Genomic DNA, 18,649 nt, shown 5'->3' on the forward strand with positions numbered 1-18,649 from the left:
GGGAGCCGCTCAGCTCGCCGGGACGATCGTCGTCACGATCCGTTCGAGCAGATCGTCCGGGACGGCGACTCCCGGCAGTACGCCGTCCAGTACCCCGGGCAGGGTCAGGTGCTCCAGGAGCAGCCCGAGTACGGCGAGATAGAGCACCGTCACGGTCTCGTCGCCGCCGGGCAGCCCGGAGTCCCGGTGGAACTCCATGCCCTGCTCCAGGTCGCCGCGTACCGACTGGGTGTACGAGGCGCGCAGGGCGGGGCGGCGGGTGGCCTCCAGGCGCATCTCGAAGAGGGCGAGATAGCCCGTGCGGTCACGCGTCGCGCGGGCCAGCAGGTCGCGCATGAACTCCAGCACCAGCAAACGGTCCTTCGGCCCCTTCAGCAACTCGGCGAGCACGGCGGGGTCGGGGGCGAGGCGCAGGTGGAGGTGGGTGTCGACCTGGCTCAGCAGGTCGTCGCGGTCGGTGAAGTAGTTCGACGAGGTGCCCACCGGGACGGCGGCCTCGGCGTCCACGGCGCGGAACGTCAGCCCGCGCGCTCCCTCGCGGGCCAGGACCTCCACGGCCGCGTCGACGAGCGCCGCTCTGCGCTCGGGATTCCTTGCCATCGCGCAACCTCCATAAGTCCCTTGTAACCACTACAGGTGAAGCACTATAACTGAAGTGGTTGTGAGCCGACTGACTGACGACTGACGAGAAGAGACCCGCTTGCGCAAGCTCACGTACTTCATCGCCTGCTCGATCGACGGCTTCATCGGAGCCCCGGACGGCGACGCGCAGTTCTTCATGCCGTTCGTCGACGAGGAGTTCCTGGAGGACTTCCTCAAGGCGGAGTACCCGGAGACACTGGCGACCCACGGCCGCCGCCCGCTCGGCATCGACGATCTGGAGAACCGGCACTTCGACACGATCATCCAGGGCCGCGCCAGCTACGACCTGGCGCTGGAGGCCGGCGTCACCAGCCCCTACGCCCATCTGTGCGAGTACGTCGCCTCGCGCAGCCTCAAGGAGTCGCCCGACCCGCATATGGAGATCGTCGCGGACGACGTCCTCGGCAAGGTGCGCGAACTCAAGGCGGAGGACGGCGCGTTCGGCATCTATCTGTGCGGCGGCTCGCAGCTCGCGGGCGCGCTGATCGACGAGGTGGACGAGCTCGTCATCAAGACCTACCCGGTGGTCCTGGGCTCCGGCATTCCGATGTTCGGCTCCGGGTTCGACGTCGCCGAGTTCGCGCTCGACGGGGTGCGGGTGTTCAAGAACGGGGTGCTCGTGCGGACGTACAGCAGGAAGCGCTGAAGGCCCCGCAGTCCTACCCTGAAGGCATGGGCACCGATGAGTATGTATGTCCCGAATGCGGGCAGCCGGTCGCCACGGTAGTACGGCGTCACAAGACGCTGGGTGCGTGGGTTCCCCTCTGGCGGCCCGGGCCCTGCCGGAATCCGAAGTGCGCGGCGTACGTCGGCGAGTCCGCGCAGGAGCCCCCAGGCGAGCCGGAGGAGCCGGTCACGGAGAAATCCTGACCGAATCGCGCGACCGTGTAGAGAATCGAGGGTCGGCTCCGACGTCTCCTGCGAGAGCCGCCCACCGTGGGCGGCGGGAGCCTAAGGAGCGGACTCATGAAGTACCTGGTGATGGTGCAGGGCACGCAGGCCGACTACGAGGCCATGCGTGGCAAGGCATCCGCGCAGGCCCCGGCCTGGAGCGAGCAGGAACTGCAGGCCATGTACGCGTACATGGGCGCGATCAACGATGACCTGTCCGAGACCGGGGAGCTGATCGACGGGCAGGGGCTGGCCGAGCCGGCGCAGACCCGTCTGGTCGCCCTGGGCAAGGACGGCAAGGCCGTGATCACCGATGGCCCGTACAGCGAGACCAAGGAGCTGATGGCCGGCTACTGGGTCCTGGAGTGCGCGAGCCTGGAGCGGGTCACCGAGATCGCCGAGCGCGTCACGCGGTGCCCCTGCCCGGAGGGTGCCACCGACTACCCGGTCGTCATCCGGCCCATCATGGACGGCGCCGGGGACATCTGACCGGCATGAGCATCGAGGTCGAGGATCTGCTGCGCCGGCACGCGCCGCAGGTCCTCGGCGCGCTCGTCCGCCGGTACGGGCATTTCGACGCCGCCGAGGACGCCGTGCAGGAGGCGTTGCTCGCGGCGGCCGGGCAGTGGGCCGACAAGGGCGTGCCCGACAATCCGCGCGGCTGGCTGATCAAGGTGGCCTCGCGGCGGCTGACGGATGCCCTGCGCAGTGAGGAGGCGCGGCGGCTGCGGGAGGAGAGGGCGGCGGCGCTGACTCCCCGGGACGCCTTCACGGCACCGCCACCGACGGTGGACCGGGCGCCGAGCGAGGACGACACGCTCTCGCTCCTCTTCCTCTGCTGCCACCCCGATCTGACCGCGCCCGCGCAGATCGCGCTCACCCTGCGGGCCGTCGGCGGTCTGACCACGGCGGAGATCGCGCGGGCGTACCTCGTGCCCGAGGCGACGATGGCCCAGCGGATCAGCAGGGCCAAGCAGCAGGTGAAGGGGGTCCGATTCGGGCGCCCGGACCGGTGGGAGGAGCGACTGCCGGCCGTCCTCCACACCCTGTACCTGATCTTCAACGAGGGTTATACGGCGACGTCCGGAACGGTGCTCCGGCGGGCCGAGCTCGCCGGCGAGGCCATCCGGTTGACGCGAACCGTGCACCGGCTGCTGCCCGAGGACCACGAGGTGACGGGGCTGCTGGCGCTGATGCTGCTGACCGACGCCCGCCGCGCCGCCCGGACGGGCCCGCACGGCGAGCTGGTGCCCCTCGACGAGCAGGACCGCGATCTGTGGGACAAGGCGGCGATCGAAGAGGGCGTGGCCCTGGTGACGCAGGCGCTGTCGTCGTCGCGAGGGCGGGCGGGGCCCTATCAGCTCCGGGCCGCCATCGCCGCGGTGCACGACGAGGCGCCGTCCCCGGAGGCGACGGACTGGCGCGAGATCCTCGGCCTGTACGACGTGCTGATCCGTCGGGTTCCGGGCCCCGTCGAGCGCCTGAACCGGGCGGTGGCGGTGGCCATGGTGCACGGGCCGCGGGCGGGCCTGGCCGAACTCGACGCGCTGGAGGACGAGTTGGCGGCCGGTCACCGGCTGGACGCGGTCCGCGGCCACCTGTTGGAACGCGCGGGCGACCCGGCGGCGGCCCGTGCCGCGTACGAGTCAGCGGCCCGCAAGTCCCTCAGCCTTCCCGAACAGCGCTATCTGCACGCGCGGTCCGCACGCCTCAAGCCGTAGCGTTTGCGGCATGGCCGAACCTCTTCCGCACCTGACAGAGCGCTCGTGGCACCAGGGCGAGGTGACGCCGGCGTGACGACAGCGGGGCGACGGCGCCGGGTGTGGCGATGGGTGGCGGTGGTGTGGACGGTGGCCGTGGTCGTGGGCGGCGGCCTCACGCTGTGGCTCCAGGACTCGGCGGAGCCGCCGCGACCGCGCGTCTGGGAGCAGAACAAGGACCACCGGGAGGTCCCGGCCCCGCTCCTTCGCTACGACGACCTGCCCTCGTCCTGTCCGCGCGCCGAGGACGGGGAGGACGGCATCTGCGCTTACGGGACCTTTGGCCGGCGGAGGCTGCCCGTTCCGGGATCGCGGGGTGTCAGGCAGTAGGTGCCGCCGACCGGGTCCCGCATCACCGCCCAGAGCGCGCCGCGGTCGACCAGGGTGGCGCCAAGAGCTTCGTGCCGGGCCCGCACCGCCTCGATGTCCGAGCAGGCGATGTCGAGGTGGGCGGAGGTGGGGCGGTCGCTGTCCAGGCGTTGCAGGAGGATGCGGAAGGGGAGGGCGGCGGGGGGCTTGACCAGGTGGAACTCCGGGAGGGCGCCGGGGTGGGAGTCCCAGCCGGTGAGCTCGCTCCAGAAGGTGATCTCGGCGCCGTACGCGGACGGAGCCAGGTCGACGCACATCTGGTCGAGCCGGCTGGTCGCGCCGCTCGGTCCCTCGACCACGGGCGGCCGGGCCGACTCCCCGTGCCACGGCACCGCACAGAACAACTGCCCGCCGGGGGAACGCAGTACGGCCCACCCGTCGTGCTCGGCGACGAGTGTCGCGCCCCGCCGCAGCGCCGCCTCCACCAGCGCCGGTACGTCCTCGACGGCGAGGTCGAGATGCGCGCCGCCGTCACCCGACTCGACACCCTGCGCCTTCACACACGCGTCGGCGCCTTCGTGCAGCAGAGTGAGAAACTCGCCCTGGTCGCCGCGGGGTTGCGACAGCCGTGTCCCGGTGACCGCGGTCCAGAAATCGGTGGCCCGTCCGAACTCCTTCATGGGCCGGTCGACGAAGGCGTAGGTCCACCGGATCAATGGTGCGGTCATCGGGGCGCTCCCTGTCGGACGGTCGGTACGGCTCGTACCGTCTCCCGCCCGATCAGCGCGCGCAACGAGGTTTTCATGCTCGCGACGAAGGCGTCCTGGACGTCGGGGGCGAGGACGTCCAGGGACAGGTACGGATTGAGGTCCTCCAGCTCGACGAGAAGCAGCTCGCCGCCGGGGGCCCGGCAGGCGTCCACGCGCTGGATCCCGTGCTCGATGTCGTTCCAGTCGACGAACCGCTGAGCGAACTCCAGGTCCTGCACGGTCGGTTCGTACGGTTCCAGGGCCCAGCGCCGGTCCGGGCGGGGCGCGAACAGGGCGTACTGGAAGGCGCGGTCGACGAAGTAGAAGGAGACCTCGTAGCGGAAGTCGATGCGCGGCTGGACGAGGACGTCGCCGTACGCCAGCTCGGGGAGCCGCTCGCGCGTCACGAACTCCAGCCCTATGGAGTCGGCCCCCACCTTCGGCTTCACCACGTACGTGTCGACGTCGGGCAGCCGCCCCAGGTCCTGTGCGTGGTCGATGGTGGGGATGACCGGGTACCCGGCCGAGGTCAGCTCCAGCAGGTACCCCTTCCCCGCCATGTCCCCCTTCCCCGACAGCTCGTTGTACACGCGCACACCGTCCGCGACCGCCCGCTCCCGGAACGCGTCGTACTCCGCCTGGTAGTTCAGAACCGGCCCGCTGTTCCGCACGACCACGACGTCGAAGCCGTCCATCAAGCCGGCCGCGTCCAGCGGATGACACACGGCGACGTCGAACTCCTCGCGCAGCCGCGAGGTGAGAAGGATGTCCTCGTCGCAGTAACGGCGCCCCTTGGCCGGATAGGCCAGATCGCTGACGTACAGGACACGGGGGCGGGCGGACGGCATGGGTGACTCCTCGGACATTCCTCAGACGTTCCACTCCACGGGCAGATCGCACCCGCAGAACACACAGACGTAGTCTCCCTCCCGCACGATTCCGACCTCCCGGCACCCCGTAGAGCGCCTGAAGACCACTGCGTGGGTGAAGGCCGGCGGGTGCTCGAGCCCCGCCCGGCGCAGGGTGGCGGAGACGGCCGTCCAGGACGTCACGTCGGGGCAGTGTCCGGTCGACTGATTGCTGACCTCGTCCACCACCCAGACCTCGCCCTCCCGCCCGAATCCGATCTCACCGGCTGCCGGCACCCGCTCGCCCCCGGCACAGGCCACGTGCTCGCTGCGGGCGCGGGGCGAGGCGGAGGGTGCCCCGCAGGTCCACGACGAAGGTGCAGGGCTCGGCCCGCTCTTCCGCGGGGCGCTCCGCGAGCCAGGTGACGAGGTCGGACGGCGCAGTGATGGCGCGCCCCGGGGAGCCGGTGGTGAAGAGGTCTCCGGGGCCGATGTAGCGGTAGTCCTGGTCAGGCATCGGAGCGTTCGGTGAAGCGGAGGACGTTGCCCGCCGGGTCGCGGAAGGCGCAGTCGCGGAGGCCGTAGGGCTGGTCCATGGGTTCCTGGAGGACTTCGGCGCCGGAGGCGTGGACGCGTTCGTAGAGGGCGTCGCAGTCGGCCGTGGAGAAGATGACACCGCGCAGGACGCCCTTGGCCAGCAGCTCGGCCATGGCCTGCTTGTCCGCGGGGGAGGTGTCGGGGCTCGCCGCGGGGGGCTCCAGGACGATCTCCACGTCCGGCTGGAGCGGCGAGCCGACCGTCACCCAGCGCATGCCCTCGAACCCCACGTCGTTGCGGACCTCCAGGCCCAGCACGTCCCGGTAGAAGGCGAGCGCCTTGTCGTGGTCGTCCACGGCGATGAAGCATTGGGAGAGTTTCAGGTCCATACGCCTCACGCTAGGGCCTGCTGCCCCGATCTGCCGTGCAGAACCTGGGGCCCGTCGGCCCGGACCGCGGCACGGACTCCAGGGCCTGTCGTTCGGATCAGGCCCTAGATCCGGACTTCGCAGGTCGCTGAAAAGGTTCGACGCAGCAGCCTCTCAGCGTCCGCGAGTGACCGGGGCAGCCCTTCGTCGGCGGCTCGCGGCCGATCCCGCCCGCCGGACGATCGAACCCGACCTGTTGATCTTCACGATCGGGTGACCTGCGAAGTCCGGGCCTAGAGGCGCGAGCCCGGTTCCGCCTCCGGGTTCGGGTGGCGGGCCGGGCGGGTCAGGCGCCGGGTCACGCAGGACGGGATGGGGGCGCCGTGGTCGTGCGGGCGGGCCCGGTACGCGCTCGGCGTCTCGCCGACCAGCTCCGTGAAGCGGGAGCTGAAGGAGCCGAGCGAGGTGCAGCCCACGGCGAAGCACACCTCCGTGACCGTCATGTCGCCGCGGCGCAGCAGGGCCTTGGCGCGCTCGATCCTGCGGGTCATGAGATACGTGTACGGCGTCTCGCCGAAGGCCGCGCGAAAGCTCCGCTGGAAGTGGCCGGGTGACATCAGCGCGCTGCGCGCGAGCGTGGCGATGTCCAGCGGCTCCGCGTACTCACGGTCCATCCGGTCGCGGGCCCGGCGCAGCCGGACCAAGTCCTCGACGGTCACCACACCAGGATGACATCCGGCGCCGACACGATGGCCCGGAGGGCTGAGACCGGAGGGAGCCCACGTCCCGCGCCCCCCGGCACCCGCGCTCGCTGACCTACTCGGATGACCGCCGAGCTGACCTTCCTCTCGCGGGTGTCCTGTCACGACCGGGAGGTCGCCGGACCCCGGCTGCGTGGCCTGCTCGCCCTGCTCGCGGACGATCTGCGCACCGGGTGCAGCACGGCCCGGCTGGTCGACGGGCTGTGGCCCGAGGAGCAGCCGGAGAATCCGACGAAGGCGTTGCAGGTCCTTGTCTCGCGGGCCCGTTCCCACCTAGCGTCGCGACGGGGCGAACGTTGCCTGCTGGGGCACCAGGTGCCGAGCTGATCGCCGGCACCGCCACGGGCTACCCCCTCACGCTGGACGAGACACAGGTGGACAGCTCCGCCGTCCTGCTCGCGCTTCCGCTGCCTGCGCGGCTTCCGGCCGACGATGTCCTCGGCCCGCTCGGGGAGGCGGCCGGACGCGCCGACCGGGCGGCGTACGACGACGCGGTGTCGGCGTATGCCGCCCTGGAGGGCGAGGAGTTGCGGGGTGCGGCGCTGGAGCTGTTGCGGGAGCGGGCCCACTAGCGGGCCGACGGCCTGAGTGGCGGTTTCATGGGGGGAGCCCGCGCGGCGTGAAACCGCCCCTCCGAGGAACGCCGAAGGGGCCCGGCCGAGGGTTCGACCGAGCCCCTTCAGGAGACTCGCTGACCTGCGAGGGTGCACCGCTCGCCGGTCAAGGCGAACCGGTAACGGGCCCTGGGTCAGGCCTTCTTGGTCTCCCAGAAGATCTTGTCGATCTGGGCGATGTAGTCCAGCGCCTTCTGGCCCGTCGCCGGGTCCGTGGACGCCTTGGCGGCCGAGAGGGCCTTCAGGGTGTCGTTGACCAGCTGGTGCAGCTCCGGGTACTTCTCGAAGTGCGGGGGCTTGAAGTAGTCGCTCCAGAGCACCGACACGTGGTGCTTGGCGAGCTCGGCGCGCTGCTCCTTGATGACGGTGGCGCGAGCCTGGTAGTGCGGGTCGTCGTTGCCGGCCATCTTTTCCTGGACGGCCTTCACCGACTCCGCCTCGATGCGGGCCTGGGCCGGGTCGTACACACCGCAGGGCAGGTCGCAGTGCGCGCTGACCTTGACCTTGGGGGCAAACAGGCGGGAGAGCATTGAGCTGTCCTTCCTCGTGATCGTCTTCTCAGGTGGGACATTACTCCGTGAGGGACGGGTTTTCGCGAGTGCCCCCATGGGCTTAGGACAAAAGTCCAGGGTGAAACTGGGACTGGTGGAGGATAGGACCGGGGAGGTGCCGGTGATGCCGGAGCTGTCGCAGGAGACCGAGCGCGGGAGGGCCGTGCTGCCGTTCGGGGCGGCCGAGGTGACGGGACCGTCCATGGTTCCCACGCTTCAGCACGGGGATCGGCTCGTCGTGCAGTGGGGGGCGCGGGTCAGGCCCGGTGACGTCGTCGTCCTGCGTCATCCGTTCCAGCAGGATCTGCTGGTCGTCAAGCGGATCGCGGAACGCCGGGAGGGGGGCTGGTGGGTGCTCGGGGACAACGCGTTCGCCGGGGGCGACAGCACTGATTACGGGACCGTTCCCGAGGAACTCGTCCTCGGGAAGGTGCGGTTCCGGTACCGGCCCCTGAAGGGCGGTCAGCGGTCGCCGGTCGCCGTCGTCCGCTGGGTGGCAGGGGCCGCCAGGCCTGTGCTGTCCGACCGGTCCGCTTCCAGGCGCTTGCGGGCGCGGTAGGCCGCCACGTTGGCGCGGGTCGCACAGCGGTCCGAGCAGTAGCGCCGGGAGCGGTTGGTCGAGGTGTCCAGGTAGGCGTTGCGGCAGGGGGACGCCTCGCACAGGCCGAGGCGGTCGACGCCGTACTCCGTCAGGTGGAAGGCCAGGCCCATCGCCGCGATGGCCGCGTAGCCCGCCGTCGCGTTCGACGGGTGGTCCGCCAGATGCATGTGCCACAGGGGGCGCCCGTCGTCGTCCCGGTAGTCGTGGCCGGAGATCTGCGGGCTCACCGGGAACTCCAGGAGGAGTGAGTTCAGCAGGTCCACGGCGAGGGTCTCGTTGCCGCCGTCGGCCGCTTCGAAGACCGCGCGCAGCCGGGCCCGTACGGAGCGGAAGCGCGTGACGTCCGCGTCCGTGGCGCGGCGGGCCGCCGAGGAGTTGCCCTCGAAGAGGTCGCGGACGGCCTCGACCGAGGTCAGCGAGTCCTTGCCCCGGGCCGGCTCCTCGCTGTTGACGAGACGGACGGCGTAATCCGAGTAATAGGCCAGTTCCATGAGGTCCTTCGGCTTCCGGAGCGAATGCCCCCGTAAGAGGTGTTGCTCCTAGAGGGTATTACTGCGGGGTGGTGGTCGGATCGGCATGTGTGAATTCCAGAATGGCACTCCTGGCGGCACACCCGTAAAGTAGCGTGATGGTCGCTTTGGGTGCTTGGCGGCGCGGAGGTGATCGGTGCGCTCGATCGAAGAAGTGGTGCTGTACGCGAGGGTGAGTCACGTGAAGCAGGGGGTGTCCCTCTCGGTGTCGGATACTCGCTCAACGGATCAGCAACTCAAGGAACTCCGGCGAACAGCGAATACTCAGCGATGGCGAGTGGTGGCGGAACTCAAGGACGACGACTGCTCGGCAAGTCGGTTCGCGCTCGGGGATCGAGAGGCGTTCGGGACGCTCAAGCGTCTGGTTCAGGAGGGCAAGGTGACTCTGGTCGCAGCGTGGGAGGTGAGCAGGTTCGAGCGCGTGACCGCCGACTGGCTTGAACTGCTCGACGCCTGCGCGAAGGCTGGTGTCCGCTTGTGGTACTCCGGCCAGGTCATCGATCCTCGCGTCCCGGACGACCTCAGACGGGCCACTGCCGATGGAGAAGCCGCGGAGAGGGAGGCCGAGTGCGTGTCACGACGCGTGCGGCGAGGGCTCGATTCCGCTGCGGGGGAGGGGCGCCCGCACGGGAGGCCTCCGTACGGACTGAGGAAGGGCGATCCCGATGAGGACAACCGTCCCACTTGGGTCCTGGATGACACCCCTGTGACCCCCGCCGGAGATACGCCTTGCATGATCGTGCGCGAGGTGATCGCGCGTATCACCGTCGGTGATCCCGTCAACCGCATCAAGAGCGATCTGGATGAACGGGGGGTGCCAACGCCCGGCGGGCGCAGCGGAGCGACGGGCTCCTGGAGCCGTCAGAGCATCCGGGACATGGCCTTCAACGTCGCGTACATCGGGCAGGTGGAGCGGCATCTCGTGAACGCTTCTGGCGAGGGCAGGGGAGTGGTCACCGCTCGTGCTCGATGGCCACGGCTCGTCGATGACGAGGCGTTTCACGTCGCGCGGGCACGGCTGCGGTCGCAGCAGTCGGGCCGACCGGCATCGGTCAGGTACGCGCTGACTCGCTTTGCTCTCTGTGGAATCTGCGGTGAGCCTGTGCGAGGCACACGGAACGTTCACAAGGGTCGACGAGGGTACACGCAGGAGATCTACGTGTGCAGCAGTCATCACGTGTCCCGTTCTGTTCGCCAACTCGACATGTATGTGACGCTGTTGCTCTTCCTGCGGTTGGCGAGGCAAGGTCCTGGCGACCTGTCAGAAGGAGACGTGCCGGTTCCGGACGAAGCCCTGCGGCTCAAGCGTGAGGCGGAGAGCAAGATCGAGGAATGGCGACGCGCTGCCGAGGCCGGTCAGATCGGTCCGGGCGAGTACAACCGGTTCACTCGTCGCTGGAACGAGCAGAGAATCCGTGCCGAAGAGACACTGGAACGGCTGGTCTCGGAGGCGAAGCGTGCCACGACGCTTGACGCCAAGATCGTCGAAGCGTGGCCCGAACTCACCCCCTACCAGAGGAGGGAGGCGTTCCGGGCAGCCTTCTCGAAGATCGTGATCGAGCCACAGGCGAAGAACAGATTCGACCCGCGCTGCGTATCGGTTCAGTGGCAGGGGGCGGACCGACTGCTGAAAGGTGGGAACGTCGCTCCTGGAGCGCATCTCAAGGAGATGCTTCCTGACCGGATCGGATATGAACACTGGACTCCCGAGCAGCGACAGCGGTTGGGCTGGGAGGATCCGCGATTCGGGTGGCCGGGGAACTGGCTGGAGACTGCGCTGGGTGTGGCCTGGGGTGGGCTTGCGGGGGCAACGGATCCGAGCGGCTGACGCCGGCCAGGGGAGCAGGTGGACGATCGGCTATCCAGCTTTCCGGACGAGTCGGCGGAATGGTGGGGCGCCGTCCTGCTTGCCTGACCGGGGCCGCGTACATGGCAGAGATCTGCCGCGCCGGCCTGCTCGCAGTCGACGTGGGCCAGACCGACGCGCCCCAGACGCTGGGTGTGAGCTGCGCCAAGACGCTGCGTCGGATCTGGTGCTCGCCGTCGGACACGCTGCTGCTCGCGCTGCACCGAGCGTGTTCGCCGTCACGTGAGGGCTGGGCAACCGGGCAGCCGCATTGATCATCATTCCCGACGACCAGGCCGCCCTCGGGGCGGACACAGGAGCGGGGAAAGGGTCCTTCGTGCAGCTCAAGAAGCCGGTTCTCATTGCGGGGATGTGCGCGTCCATGGCGGTCGCCGGACTGACCGCGGCGCCCTCGGCGTACGCAGAAGGTAGCGGTGGGTGCTACCGGTACTCGAACGTGGACACGTACCCCAATGACAGCACCGTGATGATCTGGCAGTCCTGCATCAGCAAGAAGGCCACACGCGTGGGACACCCCTACGCGGTCGTGAGCATGGGCGCCAAGCACGCCAAGTGCTCGATCGTGATCCGGGTCCTCACCACCGGGGAGAAGATCGTTTCCAAGAAGACCTATGCCTGCCCGAAGGGCAAGGTGGTCAACAAGACGTACGCCGGCAACGACTTCCACGGCAAGGGGCAGTTCATCACCTGGGTCCAGCTGGTGCCCGTCAAGACCGAGGGCAACCTGTCGCCGCGCAGCCCTTGGCTGAACCTGCATTGACCCGAAGCGCCGAATGCCGCCCATCCGGGAAGGGGTGGGCGGCATCCGGCCGTGTGGGGGCTGAAGCCCTCAGAGCACCTTGGACAGGAACGACTGCGTCCGCTCGTGCTGGGGGTTGGTCAGGACGTCCTGCGGGTGGCCGGACTCGACCACCACACCGCCGTCCATGAAGACCAGGCTGTCGCCGACCTCGCGGGCGAAGCCCATCTCGTGGGTGACGACGACCATCGTCATACCGGACTCGGCGAGGTCGCGCATGACGTCGAGGACGTCACCGACCAGCTCCGGGTCGAGTGCCGAGGTCGGCTCGTCGAAGAGCATCAGCTTCGGTTCCATCGCCAGCGCGCGGGCGATGGCCACGCGCTGCTGCTGGCCGCCGGAGAGCTGCGATGGGTAGTTCTTCGCCTTGTCGGCCAGGCCCACGCGCTCCAGGAGCTGGCCCGCGCGATCCCGGGCCTGGGACTTGCTGACGCCCTTGACCTGGACCGGCGCCTCCATGACGTTCTCGAGCGCCGTCATGTGCGGGAACAGGTTGAAGCGCTGGAAGACCATGCCGATGTCCCGGCGCTTCATCGCGACCTCGCGGTCGCGCAGCTCGTACAGCTTGTCGCCGTGCTGCCGGTAGCCGACCAGCTCACCGTCGACGTACAGACGACCGGCGTTGATCTTCTCGAGGTGGTTGATGCACCTGAGGAAGGTCGACTTGCCGGAGCCGGAGGGGCCGATGAGGCAGAAGACCTCGCCGGACTTCACCTCCAGGTCGATGCCCTTGAGGACCTCGACGGGGCCGAAGGACTTGTGCACGCCTTCGGACTTGACCATCGTCGTGGTGGCGGAGTCCGCCTTGGTCACATTGGCGGTCATGCCGTGCCTCCCCTCGGACGGCCCAGCGACAGCAGGCTGGCCTTGATCTTCTGGAACGGGGTGGCCGGGAGGGTGCGGCTACTACCCCGAGCGTAGTACCGCTCCAGGTAGTACTGGCCGACGCTGAACACCGAGGTCAGCAGCAGGTACCAGGCCGCGGCCAGGAAGAGCATCTCCGCCGGGGCGCCGGACGTCTGGCCGATGTCCTGGGCGACGCGGAACAGCTCGGAGTACTGAATCACGGCGACCAGCGAGGTCGTCTTCAGCATGTTGATGACTTCGTTGCCCGTGGGAGGCACGATCACGCGCATCGCCTGCGGGATCACGATCCGGCGCAGGGTCTTGCTGTGGCTCATGCCCAGCGCGTGGCTCGCCTCGGTCTGGCCCTCGTCGACCGAGAGCAGACCTGCCCGGCAGATCTCGGCCATGTACGCGGCCTCGTTCAGGCCCAGGCCCAGCAGCGCCGTCAGCAGCGGCGTCATGAAGTTGGACCAGTAGTCCTTGTAGATCGGACCGAGGTTGATGTACGTGAAGACCAGGCCCAGGTTGAACCAGACCACCAACTGCACGAGGACGGGCGTGCCGCGGAAGAACCAGATGTAGAACCACGCGATGGACGAGGTCACCGGGTTTTTCGACAGTCGCATGACGGCGAGGAGCACGCCGCCGACGACGCCGATCAGCATCGAGAGCACCGTCAGCAGCAGCGTCTTGAGTACGCCGTTGATGATGCGGTGGTCGAAGAAGTAGTCGGGGATCGCACCCCAGTTGATCTTGCCCTGGGAGAACGCGTAGACCACGGCGACCAGGAGCGCGATCGCGACGACCGCGGAGACATACCGCCCGTAGTGCCGGACCGGGATCGCCTTGATGGCTTCCGGTCCGGCCGGGGGAGTGTCCTCCGGGCCCGCCGTCTTGTCGATGTCAACAGTCACGGGTGTTGTTGCCTTTCAGTGCCCGCTCGGATCCGCGGTCACTTGCCGCCGTTGACCGTGGCCGTCTTGACGGCACCGGCCTCGACGCCCCACTTGGAGATGACCTTGTCGTACTCGCCGTTCTTGATGATGGCGTCCAGCGCGGCCTGGAGGGCGTCCCGCAGCTGGGTGCTGGACTTGCCGACCGCGATGCCGTACGGCGCGGCCTCGACCTGCTCGCCGACGAGCTCGAAGTCCTTGCCGCCGCCGGAGGTCTTCACCGCGTACGCGGCGACCGGGAAGTCCGAGGAGCCGGCGTCGGCGCCACCGCCGCGCAGCCGGGTCTGGGCCTGCTGGTCGTTGTCGTACGACTCGATGGCGATCTTCTTGCCGCCGGTGCACTTCTTGGACTCGGCCTTGGCGAGGTCCTCGGAGACCGTGCCGCGCTGCACCACGATCTTCTTGCCGCACAGGTCGGCCCAGGTCTTGATGTTCTGGGTCTTGCCCTTGGGAGTGTAGATCGAGACACCGGCGGTGAAGTAGTCGACGAAGTCGACGCCCTCGCCGACCTTCTTGCCGGTGTCGGAGTCGATGCCCTCCTGGCGGTCCTTGGTGTCCGTCATCGCGGACATCGCGATGTCGTACCGCTTGGAGCGCAGGCCCGTGATCAGGGTGTCGAAGGTGCCGTTCTGGAACTCGAACTTCACTCCGAGTTGCTTGCCCATCGCGTCTGCCAGGTCGGGGTCGATGCCGACCGTCTTGCCGGAGCTGTCCTTGAACTCGACCGGCGCGTACGCGATGTCCGAGCCGACCTTGATGACGCCCGCGTCACGGATCGCCTTGGGCAGCTTGTCGGCCAGCGGCGCGGAGCTCGTGCTCGCGGTCGAGCTGCCCGAGTTGTCCTTCGTCTGGTCACCGCAACCGGTGAGGATCAGGGCGCCGGCGACCGCGATCGCACCGACCGCGGCTGTCCGGGAGCGCATGGCGGTCGTACGACGGGTGGAGCTTGCGGTCATGTTGGGTTCCTCCGGCGGATGAGGGAGCCGATAGGTCGACGAGAACACACACCATCGGGTGCCGCGACCTCGTGTGATGACGGCATCCTGCCATTTGGACTGCGCCATTCAGGGGACTCGCTATGTCAAAATCGGATAACGGGTGACCCCCGAACCGCTACTCGCCGGTACATCAAGGCCGGACCTTATGCGGGAATCGGTCCTTCCGGCCGGAAGATCTTCGGTGCCTCTCAGGATGCGGGCGGCCGCTACGCGGCACTCATGACGAGATGGGGGCAAGTCGTGGACTTGTCCACATATTCAGGTATGAGTCATGTCACCGGCGTGTGACCTTCGCGTTATGGACTCGTCCTCGACACCATCCGTCGGGTAAGAAGGTTCTTTACACCCCTCATCCGGGGCTCAGGGCGCGTGTGCGGCGCGCCCGTCGCGCAAACGCCCGTACGCAACCACGGCGGCTGGGCTTGTGCGGTGCCCGCCCACCCCTCAACCAGGAGTGGTCACCCTCAAACAATGAAGACTTAAGGGGTAAAACAAAGTGGCAGCGGAGATCGTCAATCCTCGCAGCGACAGCAGTACGGATCAGGAAGGCGGGGCCGAGCCCCTCGATTCCTTCGACCCGGCATTCGCGCTGCATCGTGGCGGCAAGATGGCCGTGCAGGCCACCGTGCCCGTCCGTGACAAGGACGACCTGTCCCTGGCGTACACGCCCGGCGTCGCGAAGGTGTGCAGCGCGATCGCCGAGCAGCCCGAGCTCGTCCACGACTACACGTGGAAGTCGTCCGTCGTCGCTGTGGTGACGGACGGGACGGCGGTCCTCGGCCTCGGCGACATCGGCCCGGAGGCCTCGCTCCCCGTCATGGAGGGCAAGGCGATTCTGTTCAAGCAGTTCGGCGGCGTGGACGCGGTGCCGATCGCGCTCGACTGCACGGGCGTCGACGAGATCGTCGAGACCGTGGCCCGGCTCGCGCCGTCCTTCGGCGGCGTCAACCTGGAGGACATCTCGGCGCCGCGGTGCTTCGAGATCGAGCGGAAGCTCCAGGAGCGGCTGGACATTCCCGTCTTCCATGACGACCAGCACGGGACCGCGGTCGTGACGCTGGCGGCGCTTCGCAACGCCGCGAAGCTGACCGGGCGGTCGCTGGGCGACCTGCGCGCGGTCATCTCCGGCGCGGGTGCGGCTGGGGTCGCCATCGCCAAGTTCCTGCTGGAGGCGGGGCTCGGGGATGTCGCCGTCGCGGACCGCAAGGGCGTCGTGTCCAAGGACCGGGACGACCTGACGGACGTCAAGCGTGAGCTCGCGGAGATCACCAACAAGGCCGGTCTGACGGGGTCGCTGGAGTCCGCGCTCGCGGGCGCCGACGTCTTTATCGGCGTCTCCGGCGGTACGGTGCCGGAGCCGGCGGTGGCATCGATGGCGGAGGGGGCCTTCGTCTTCGCGATGGCAAACCCGACCCCCGAGGTGCACCCCGACATCGCCCACAAGTACGCGGCCGTCGTCGCGACCGGGCGGTCCGACTTCCCGAACCAGATCAACAACGTGCTGGCGTTCCCCGGGATCTTCGCGGGGGCGCTGCAGGTGCGGGCGTCCCGGATCACCGAGGGCATGAAGATCGCGGCGGCCGATGCGTTGGCCTCGGTCGTCGGGGACGATCTTGCGGCGGACTATGTGATTCCCTCGCCCTTTGATGAGCGGGTGGCTCCGGCGGTGACTGCGGCGGTGGCCGCGGCTGCTCGGGCCGAGGGTGTTGCTCGCCGCTGACGCGGTGTGCGTGATGGCCCCGCCGGGTTTCCCGGCGGGGCCATTTTTGCGTGGAGGCGTCCAGGCGGGTGGTTTTTCGCCCCCTCCGCCCCTGCCCGTCCGGTACCTGGGGCTGCGCCCCAGACCCCGCTGGGTGGTTCTTCTGGTGCGCGACGGTGGGGGCTTGTCGCGCAGTTCCCCGCGCCCCTGACGGGGCGTGGTCCGCGGGTGCGGGTCGGGTCGGGCGGAGGAGACGGAACAACATCCCCTGGGCTCACCCCCGTGCCAGGGAGGCGGGACGTGTGTCACAGGGGGACATGGTTCCCCCGGCCGGGGGCGGAGCCTATCGTCAAGGTCATGTTCGCTGCCTATGCCGCCCGAATCGACCGTGACCAGCCGCTGAACGGCCTGGAATTGGGGGAGCGCCCGACCCCTGAGAAGAGGCCGGGCTGGACGACCGTGAACGTACGCGCCGCCTCGCTCAACCACCACGACCTGTGGTCCCTCCGCGGAGTCGGCCTGGCCGAGGACAAGCTCCCGATGATCCTCGGCTGCGACGCCGCCGGCATCGACGAGGACGGCAACGAGGTGGTGCTGCACTCCGTCATCGGCCAGACCGGCCACGGGGTCGGCCCCAAGGAGCCGCGGTCCATCCTCACCGAGCGCTACCAGGGCACCTTCGCCGAGCGGGTGTGCGTACCGACGTGGAACATCCTCCCCAAGCCCGAGGAACTGTCCTTCGAAGAGGCCGCCTGTCTGCCCACGGCCTGGCTGACGGCGTACCGGATGCTGTTCACCAATGCCGGGGTCCGGCCCGGTGACTCCGTCCTCGTGCAGGGCGCGGGCGGCGGGGTGGCCACCGCCGCGATCGTGCTGGGGAAGGCCGCCGGGCTTCGAGTGTTCGCCACCAGTCGCGACGAGGCCAAGCGGAAGCGGGCCGTCGAGCTGGGGGCCGTGGAGGCGCTCGAGTCCGGGGCGCGGTTGCCGCAGCGGGTCGACGCCGTCATCGAGACGGTGGGTGCCGCCACCTGGTCGCACTCCATCAAGTCGCTGCGGCCCGGCGGCACCGTGGTCATTTCGGGGGCGACCAGCGGCGACCGGCCCTCGCACGCCGAACTGACCCGGGTCTTCTTCCTGGAGCTGAAGATCGTCGGCTCCACGATGGGCACCAAGGACGAGCTGGAGGACCTGCTGTCCTTCTGCGCCGCCACCGGCGTACGCCCCGTCATCGACGAGGTGCTGCCGCTCGACCGGGCCCGCGAAGGGTTCGAACGGCTGGAGGCGGGCGATCAGTTCGGGAAGATCGTGCTGACGAACTCCTAGCGGGTTTCTCTGCCGACAACGGCCGGTCCGGTTTTCCGGGCCGGCCGTTGTCGTGTTTCCGGACCGGCCGTTGTCGCGCGTCAATCGTGGTTGACAGGCGTGGAGCGTCAACGTAAGTTGACATCATGACCGAAGCAACGGATCTTGCCGAGCGCGCGGGTGATCGCGATCCGCGGGTCGGGCTGCGGGCCGTCTCCGCGCTGCGGAGGCTGCTGGAGCAGCTGGAAGCGGTGCAGGTGCGCAGTGCGCGCGATCAGGGCTGGTCGTGGCAGGAGATCGCCGCGGAACTCGGAGTGAGCAGGCAGGCCGTGCACAAGAAGTACGGGAGGCAGTGATGTTCGAGCGGTTCACCAAGGATGCGCGTGCTGTCGTCGAGGGGGCGGTGCTCCAGGCCGAGCGGGCGGGGGCCGGGACAGTGGAGGCGGAGCACATGCTGTTCGCCCTCCTCGATCGGGAGGGGAGCCGGGGATCGTTCGCCCTGGCGTCGCTCGGGATGGCCGGTCGGCGGGACTCGGTGGAGCGGGACCTCGCCGAGGCGCGGCGGCGCGGTGGTCTCTCCCGGGCCGATGCGGACGCCCTCTCCGGGCTGGGCATCGACCTGTCGGAGATCGTCTCCCGGGTCGAAGAGGCGCACGGGGAAGGGGCATTGGAGTCGGGGAAGGGGAGTGGGGGTGGCCGGTGGGCCCGGCGGCGGCCCTTCGCCCAGGGGGCGAAGGAGGTGCTGACGCAGTCCCTGCGGATCGCTCTCGCTCGGCGTGAGCGGCACATCGGTGACGAGCATCTGCTCATGGCGCTCACCGTGCGGCCCGGGGTTCTGGCGGAGGTGCTTGCCGATCACGGGGTTACGCACGAGGCGGTGACGCGGGTGCTGTACGGCGGCGGGGGCGGGGTGGCCGAGGCGGGGTGAACGTGCGCGGGGTGGGGCGTGGGGTGTGTTTGTCGCCCCTTCGCCCCTACCCTTCCCGTCTCCGGGGGCTCCGCCCCCAGACCGCCCCCGTATCGC

25 protein-coding genes and 1 pseudogene are annotated in these 18,649 nt (G+C 69.1%); 14 read left to right on the forward strand and 12 right to left on the reverse strand.

All coding sequences use genetic code 11. The features are described 5' to 3' along the window. Nucleotides 1-9 precede the first annotated feature (9 nt). Nucleotides 10-600, reverse strand: a complete 591-nt coding sequence (locus OG390_RS34495; RefSeq protein WP_406173274.1) for a TetR/AcrR family transcriptional regulator — start codon at nt 598-600, stop codon at nt 10-12. 100 nt (nt 601-700) lie between these two features. Between OG390_RS34495 and OG390_RS34500 the strand changes: the two genes are divergently transcribed. The 4 genes from OG390_RS34500 to OG390_RS34515 all read left to right on the forward strand — a co-directional run bounded on the left by OG390_RS34500 (nt 701) and on the right by OG390_RS34515 (nt 3,623). Then, on the forward strand, nt 701-1,288 hold the full coding sequence (locus tag OG390_RS34500; protein ID WP_406173275.1) for a dihydrofolate reductase family protein: 588 nt from the start codon (nt 701-703) through the stop codon (nt 1,286-1,288). Between the two features lie 320 nt (nt 1,289-1,608). Continuing rightward, a complete protein-coding gene (locus tag OG390_RS34505; protein ID WP_399081815.1) occupies nt 1,609-2,022 on the forward strand; it encodes a YciI family protein in 414 nt (137 codons plus the stop codon). A gap of 5 nt (nt 2,023-2,027) precedes the next feature. Then, on the forward strand, nt 2,028-3,254 hold the full coding sequence (locus OG390_RS34510) for an RNA polymerase sigma factor (protein WP_406173277.1): 1,227 nt from the start codon (nt 2,028-2,030) through the stop codon (nt 3,252-3,254). 72 nt (nt 3,255-3,326) lie between these two features. Then, complete coding sequence (locus OG390_RS34515; protein WP_406173279.1) at nt 3,327-3,623, forward strand: hypothetical protein; 297 nt, start codon at nt 3,327-3,329, stop codon at nt 3,621-3,623. Here OG390_RS34515 and OG390_RS34520 read toward each other — a convergent pair. From OG390_RS34520 to OG390_RS34545, 6 genes are all read right to left on the reverse strand, one after another. After that, a complete protein-coding gene (locus tag OG390_RS34520) occupies nt 3,563-4,330 on the reverse strand; it encodes a VOC family protein (protein WP_406173281.1) in 768 nt (255 codons plus the stop codon). The two genes, OG390_RS34515 and OG390_RS34520, sit on opposite strands and share 61 nt — an antisense overlap. After that, a complete protein-coding gene (locus OG390_RS34525; protein WP_406173283.1) occupies nt 4,327-5,199 on the reverse strand; it encodes a hypothetical protein in 873 nt (290 codons plus the stop codon). The genes OG390_RS34520 and OG390_RS34525 overlap by 4 nt, the downstream gene beginning before the upstream one ends. Nucleotides 5,200-5,220: 21 nt before the next feature. After that, entirely contained in the window at nt 5,221-5,496 is a 276-nt protein-coding gene (locus tag OG390_RS34530) for a hypothetical protein (RefSeq protein ID WP_406173285.1), read from the reverse strand. Further along, on the reverse strand, nt 5,480-5,716 hold the full coding sequence (locus tag OG390_RS34535; RefSeq protein WP_406173287.1) for a hypothetical protein: 237 nt from the start codon (nt 5,714-5,716) through the stop codon (nt 5,480-5,482). Before OG390_RS34535 ends, OG390_RS34530 begins: the two co-directional genes overlap by 17 nt. Next, nucleotides 5,709-6,125 carry a VOC family protein gene (locus OG390_RS34540; RefSeq protein WP_399081803.1) on the reverse strand — a complete coding sequence of 139 codons (417 nt, stop codon included), beginning with the start codon at nt 6,123-6,125 and terminating at the stop codon, nt 5,709-5,711. The genes OG390_RS34535 and OG390_RS34540 overlap by 8 nt, the downstream gene beginning before the upstream one ends. Before the next feature lie 272 nt (nt 6,126-6,397). Then, a complete protein-coding gene (locus OG390_RS34545; RefSeq protein ID WP_406173289.1) occupies nt 6,398-6,823 on the reverse strand; it encodes a helix-turn-helix transcriptional regulator in 426 nt (141 codons plus the stop codon). 105 nt (nt 6,824-6,928) lie between these two features. Between OG390_RS34545 and OG390_RS34550 the strand changes: the two genes are divergently transcribed. Together OG390_RS34550 and OG390_RS34555 are read left to right on the forward strand one after the other, a co-directional pair. Next, nucleotides 6,929-7,192: a hypothetical protein gene (locus OG390_RS34550; protein WP_406173291.1), complete on the forward strand. Its 264-nt coding sequence runs from the start codon at nt 6,929-6,931 to the stop codon at nt 7,190-7,192. Then, a complete protein-coding gene (locus OG390_RS34555; RefSeq protein ID WP_406173293.1) occupies nt 7,162-7,437 on the forward strand; it encodes a hypothetical protein in 276 nt (91 codons plus the stop codon). Before OG390_RS34550 ends, OG390_RS34555 begins: the two co-directional genes overlap by 31 nt. Nucleotides 7,438-7,613: 176 nt before the next feature. Here the strand turns inward: OG390_RS34555 and sodN are convergent, their stop codons facing one another. Next, entirely contained in the window at nt 7,614-8,009 is a 396-nt protein-coding gene (gene sodN, locus OG390_RS34560) for a superoxide dismutase, Ni (RefSeq protein ID WP_037937753.1), read from the reverse strand. A 145-nt stretch (nt 8,010-8,154) separates the two neighbouring features. Here sodN and sodX point away from each other — a divergent pair, with 145 nt between their 5' ends. After that, on the forward strand, nt 8,155-8,589 hold the full coding sequence (sodX, locus tag OG390_RS34565) for a nickel-type superoxide dismutase maturation protease (protein ID WP_399081917.1): 435 nt from the start codon (nt 8,155-8,157) through the stop codon (nt 8,587-8,589). On the opposite strand, the gene OG390_RS34570 is transcribed toward sodX, so the two are convergent. Next, nucleotides 8,493-9,122: a CGNR zinc finger domain-containing protein gene (locus OG390_RS34570; protein ID WP_406173295.1), complete on the reverse strand. Its 630-nt coding sequence runs from the start codon at nt 9,120-9,122 to the stop codon at nt 8,493-8,495. The two genes, sodX and OG390_RS34570, sit on opposite strands and share 97 nt — an antisense overlap. A 175-nt stretch (nt 9,123-9,297) precedes the next feature. On the opposite strand from OG390_RS34570, the gene OG390_RS34575 reads away from it, so the two are divergent. The 3 genes and pseudogenes from OG390_RS34575 (at nt 9,298) to OG390_RS34585 (ending at nt 11,788) form a co-directional block, all read left to right on the forward strand. Then, the gene (locus tag OG390_RS34575) at nt 9,298-10,989 is read left to right on the forward strand and encodes a recombinase family protein (protein WP_406173297.1); all 1,692 of its coding nucleotides are present in this window, start codon (nt 9,298-9,300) and stop codon (nt 10,987-10,989) included. Nucleotides 10,990-11,072: 83 nt separating this feature from the next. After that, a pseudogene (locus tag OG390_RS34580) lies at nt 11,073-11,192 on the forward strand (amino acid ABC transporter permease); the annotation flags it as partial. Between the two features lie 86 nt (nt 11,193-11,278). Beyond that, complete coding sequence (locus tag OG390_RS34585; protein ID WP_406173299.1) at nt 11,279-11,788, forward strand: hypothetical protein; 510 nt, start codon at nt 11,279-11,281, stop codon at nt 11,786-11,788. Nucleotides 11,789-11,857: 69 nt separating this feature from the next. Here the strand turns inward: OG390_RS34585 and OG390_RS34590 are convergent, their stop codons facing one another. The 3 genes from OG390_RS34590 to OG390_RS34600 are packed head-to-tail and all read right to left on the reverse strand — an operon-like array spanning nt 11,858 to nt 14,582. Next, complete coding sequence (locus OG390_RS34590) at nt 11,858-12,610, reverse strand: amino acid ABC transporter ATP-binding protein (protein WP_406178025.1); 753 nt, start codon at nt 12,608-12,610, stop codon at nt 11,858-11,860. Between the two features lie 38 nt (nt 12,611-12,648). After that, entirely contained in the window at nt 12,649-13,587 is a 939-nt protein-coding gene (locus tag OG390_RS34595) for an amino acid ABC transporter permease (protein ID WP_406173301.1), read from the reverse strand. A 38-nt stretch (nt 13,588-13,625) separates the two neighbouring features. Continuing rightward, nucleotides 13,626-14,582, reverse strand: coding sequence for an ABC transporter substrate-binding protein (locus OG390_RS34600; RefSeq protein WP_406173303.1), 957 nt, complete (start codon nt 14,580-14,582; stop codon nt 13,626-13,628). A gap of 538 nt (nt 14,583-15,120) precedes the next feature. On the opposite strand from OG390_RS34600, the gene OG390_RS34605 reads away from it, so the two are divergent. From OG390_RS34605 to OG390_RS34620, 4 genes are all read left to right on the forward strand, one after another. After that, complete coding sequence (locus OG390_RS34605) at nt 15,121-16,344, forward strand: NADP-dependent malic enzyme (RefSeq protein WP_406173305.1); 1,224 nt, start codon at nt 15,121-15,123, stop codon at nt 16,342-16,344. Between the two features lie 336 nt (nt 16,345-16,680). Continuing rightward, nucleotides 16,681-17,646, forward strand: a complete 966-nt coding sequence (locus OG390_RS34610; RefSeq protein ID WP_406173307.1) for a zinc-binding dehydrogenase — start codon at nt 16,681-16,683, stop codon at nt 17,644-17,646. 125 nt (nt 17,647-17,771) lie between these two features. Further along, on the forward strand, nt 17,772-17,981 hold the full coding sequence (locus tag OG390_RS34615) for a helix-turn-helix domain-containing protein (RefSeq protein WP_406173309.1): 210 nt from the start codon (nt 17,772-17,774) through the stop codon (nt 17,979-17,981). Further along, nucleotides 17,981-18,553 (forward strand): Clp protease N-terminal domain-containing protein, encoded by a 573-nt coding sequence (locus tag OG390_RS34620; protein WP_406173311.1) that lies wholly within the window; start codon nt 17,981-17,983, stop codon nt 18,551-18,553. The genes OG390_RS34615 and OG390_RS34620 overlap by 1 nt, the downstream gene beginning before the upstream one ends. Nucleotides 18,554-18,649: the final 96 nt, after the last annotated feature.

The sequence above is a fragment of the Streptomyces sp. NBC_00996 genome (assembly GCF_045162675.1).
In the GTDB taxonomy this organism is placed as follows: Bacteria; Actinomycetota; Actinomycetes; order Streptomycetales; family Streptomycetaceae; genus Streptomyces.